Below are 2,912 nucleotides of genomic sequence, written 5' to 3' on the forward strand. Positions count from 1 at the left end.
GGCGAATGTTAGGATTAAGCGCAACATATGATTGTTTTAGTATAACGATCGTTCGTCATTTGATCTATTATAACATGTTTCGATTTCTGTATACATAGTATTGTTCGTTTTATTCTTTTTTATAACAATGTAAAATCGCTTTGTTGGTTTCTAGAAAGCTTTCGAATACTCCAAATTAAATTTGTGCTGCGGTGATTTCCACTTAAAAAGTTTTCGTGGCCGTAAATTCATACTTTGAACAGCTTGGTTGATCTTATTTTGAGAAATATTTTTAAAATTAGATGGTTTTGGAAAATATTCTCTGAGTAATCCATTATGGTTCTCATTTGATCCTCGTTCATGTGGTGCACATGGATTGGCATAATAGATTTTGCAGTCAAAAGTGTCTTCAATGAGTCCAATTTCAAACTGATTGACAAACTCGCTTCCACGGTCACATGTGATCGATTTCACACCGTGTGGATACATTTCCACTAGACGCTTAATTGCTGTCATCATGGATCTACCCGTCTTGTTGGGTATCTTAATTGCTACATAATGCCTTGTTTTACGCTCTATGAACGTTGCTAGACACGCTGCGACACCTTGCTTAGACACAACAGTATCTGCTTCCCAGTGGCCGAACTCCGTTCGTAACTGAACCTCTTCTGGTCGGTTGTCCAACGTGCGCCCATCAAAGAAAGCTCGATCGGGTCTCTTTAATCGGTTTCCAGTATTCTTGATTTTGTAGCGTTTTCCGTGACCGCGTAATTTCTTAATATCGAAAGGAACGATCTTTTTATAAATCCAGGTATAAATTGTTGATGTACAAACCTTTACACTACGAACTGCATTTGCTATCTGTTCCGGCGAATATTTCATATCAAGATACTTCATAATCGTTTTAGTGTTGTGCACGGTGGCCTTAGTAGTTGTTCCGCAATTTTTCTTGCGAATACGCGCTAAATTACCAGCGCTTGTTGCTTGATAAGGCAAACTAGCGAGACTCTTCTTCTTTCTTTGCTCAGACCCACGTTTGATCTCTCTAGAGATCGTTGATCTGTGACGATCCAATCGGCGAGCTATCTCAGCCTGAGATACCCCTTCCCTCAGATACGCTTCTATTTGCCCACGCTCTTCAGCTGATAAATGGTTATATGACATTCCATGAACTCCTATCTAAAAAAACAAATCCAACAAACCATACTTTTAGTAAATCACAAAGATTGCTTGCTACCCACAAATCCCTTAATGACAAGGCGTTCGTAGGTAGACCAATCTCATTTCACAATTCAGGTGCTTTAAATCCTTGCTATGACAATCACTTGAAATAATCCTCACTTATGTTAACCGTTAATGAAATAACATAATTTCTTTAGTAAGCTGATCTATTTTAAGTGTTGTAATATTTCTAGAGGAGTTTCTAAACTAATATCTGCACTTGAGAATAGTGGATTTTCTTTTGCTCCCCACTTTGCTAAAGCAAATTTAGCTCCAGCTGATTGTGAGCTATGCATATCATAGATTGAATCACCTATGTAAATTGATTCTTCGGGTAAACTTCCTAATTTATTTAATGCATATAAAATTGGTTCAGGATTAGGTTTATGTTTCGTTGTATCAGAGGCAGTTACTGAAATATCAAAAAGTTTACTTAAACCAAAATGTTCAAATTCATTTTCCATTTCTTCATTTGTTTTGGATGTAACGATCCCAATTTGTATCTCATTTTCTTTTAACTTAGTCAATGATTCTTCCACTTGGGGAAACAAAGTCGCAAGATGAGAGTATTGTTTAACATTTTCGGACCAACATGCATATAGCTTATCAGCTTCCTCTCCAGATGATGAATACCGTTCAATTGCTTTTTTACCTGGTATACCTAAGATGTATTCTAAATTTTCTTCTGGAACGTCCAAGTTTTTCTCTTCTTTTAGAGTTTTTTGTAAAGACTTAATCATGACAAATTCTGTATCTAAGATTGTTCCATCTACGTCAAATAATACCGTTTTAATCATGTTTGCACCCACTTTGAATTTATTATAGAAACATTACTATCTGATATTGTTCTTTCTAAATCATCTGGTAGACGACTTTCTACAACAAGAAAATCAATATCTTCGAAATCTAAACCTTTATAGTTATGACTTAATCCGATTTTTGTATTATCAATTAGTAAAACTACAAGTTTGGATTGTTTTCTTATCTTCTTTTTGAAATCTATATCTTCATCGTAGGCGTAATAAATGCCTGAGGTTGTGATTCCAGCGGCACTCATAAAAGCAACATCAAAGATAAATGAATCCAGCTCAAGCATCGGTTTCGTTCCAACGACATTTCGTTTGATAGGATCGACGGTTCCACCTAAAATCTTAGTTTTACATTTAGTATTTCTCAATAGTTGATCGGTAATATCTAATGAATTTGTCGTTGCTACGACATTGTCATAAGGTCTTATATGTCTTGGAATGCAACTGACCGTTGTCGAAATATCTAAAAAAATATGGGAATTATCTTTTACTAAATTACTAGCAGTTTTTGCTAGAATATCTTTTTCAGCACTGAGATCTTCAGTACGTTCAAGATATTCATCTAAACGACTAAAGGTATTGGGCAAACTAATTCCACCATATGTGCGATCGATAGCATTATTTTGTGCTAATTTGACAATATCTCTTCTTGCTGTATCTCTTGAAGAACCTGTTAAGGTAACAATTTCCTTCAAACTAAGAGTTCCGCGCGTCTTCAATTCCTCTAAAATTAACTCAAGCCGTTTCTTTTGAATCATAAACATGCCTCCTTTTAAGCTAGTGTAAGCACATTTATATGTTAGCTTAAAATAGCTTATTCGTCAATGTTAACCCCTGGTACATAACAAAAACACCCAACAGAGAATTGCTGGATGTTGCACTTTATTCTAGTATTCGGGAGTA

General features: G+C 35.5%; 3 protein-coding genes. All 3 read right to left on the bottom strand.

Annotated elements, in window-relative coordinates; genetic code table 11:
- Positions 1-150: 150 nt before the first annotated feature.
- Positions 151-1,143, bottom strand: coding sequence for an IS30 family transposase (locus tag BAU15_RS11105; RefSeq protein ID WP_161842816.1), 993 nt, complete (start codon positions 1,141-1,143; stop codon positions 151-153).
- 224 nt (positions 1,144-1,367) lie between these two features.
- Entirely contained in the window at positions 1,368-1,997 is a 630-nt protein-coding gene (locus BAU15_RS11110) for an HAD family hydrolase (RefSeq protein WP_161842817.1), read from the bottom strand.
- Positions 1,994-2,767 (bottom strand): DeoR/GlpR family DNA-binding transcription regulator, encoded by a 774-nt coding sequence (locus tag BAU15_RS11115; protein ID WP_161842818.1) that lies wholly within the window; start codon positions 2,765-2,767, stop codon positions 1,994-1,996. The genes BAU15_RS11110 and BAU15_RS11115 overlap by 4 nt, the downstream gene beginning before the upstream one ends.
- Positions 2,768-2,912: the final 145 nt, after the last annotated feature.

The sequence above is a fragment of the Candidatus Enterococcus huntleyi genome (assembly GCF_009933175.1).
Taxonomy (GTDB): Bacteria; Bacillota; Bacilli; order Lactobacillales; family Enterococcaceae; genus Enterococcus_K; species Enterococcus_K huntleyi.

Coding starts and splice junctions, on each gene's coding strand:
- BAU15_RS11105 (WP_161842816.1), bottom strand. CDS start 1,143: ATGTCATATAACCATTTATCAGCTGAAGAGCGTGGGCAAATAGAAGCG.
- BAU15_RS11110 (WP_161842817.1), bottom strand. CDS start 1,997: ATGATTAAAACGGTATTATTTGACGTAGATGGAACAATCTTAGATACA.
- BAU15_RS11115 (WP_161842818.1), bottom strand. CDS start 2,767: ATGATTCAAAAGAAACGGCTTGAGTTAATTTTAGAGGAATTGAAGACG.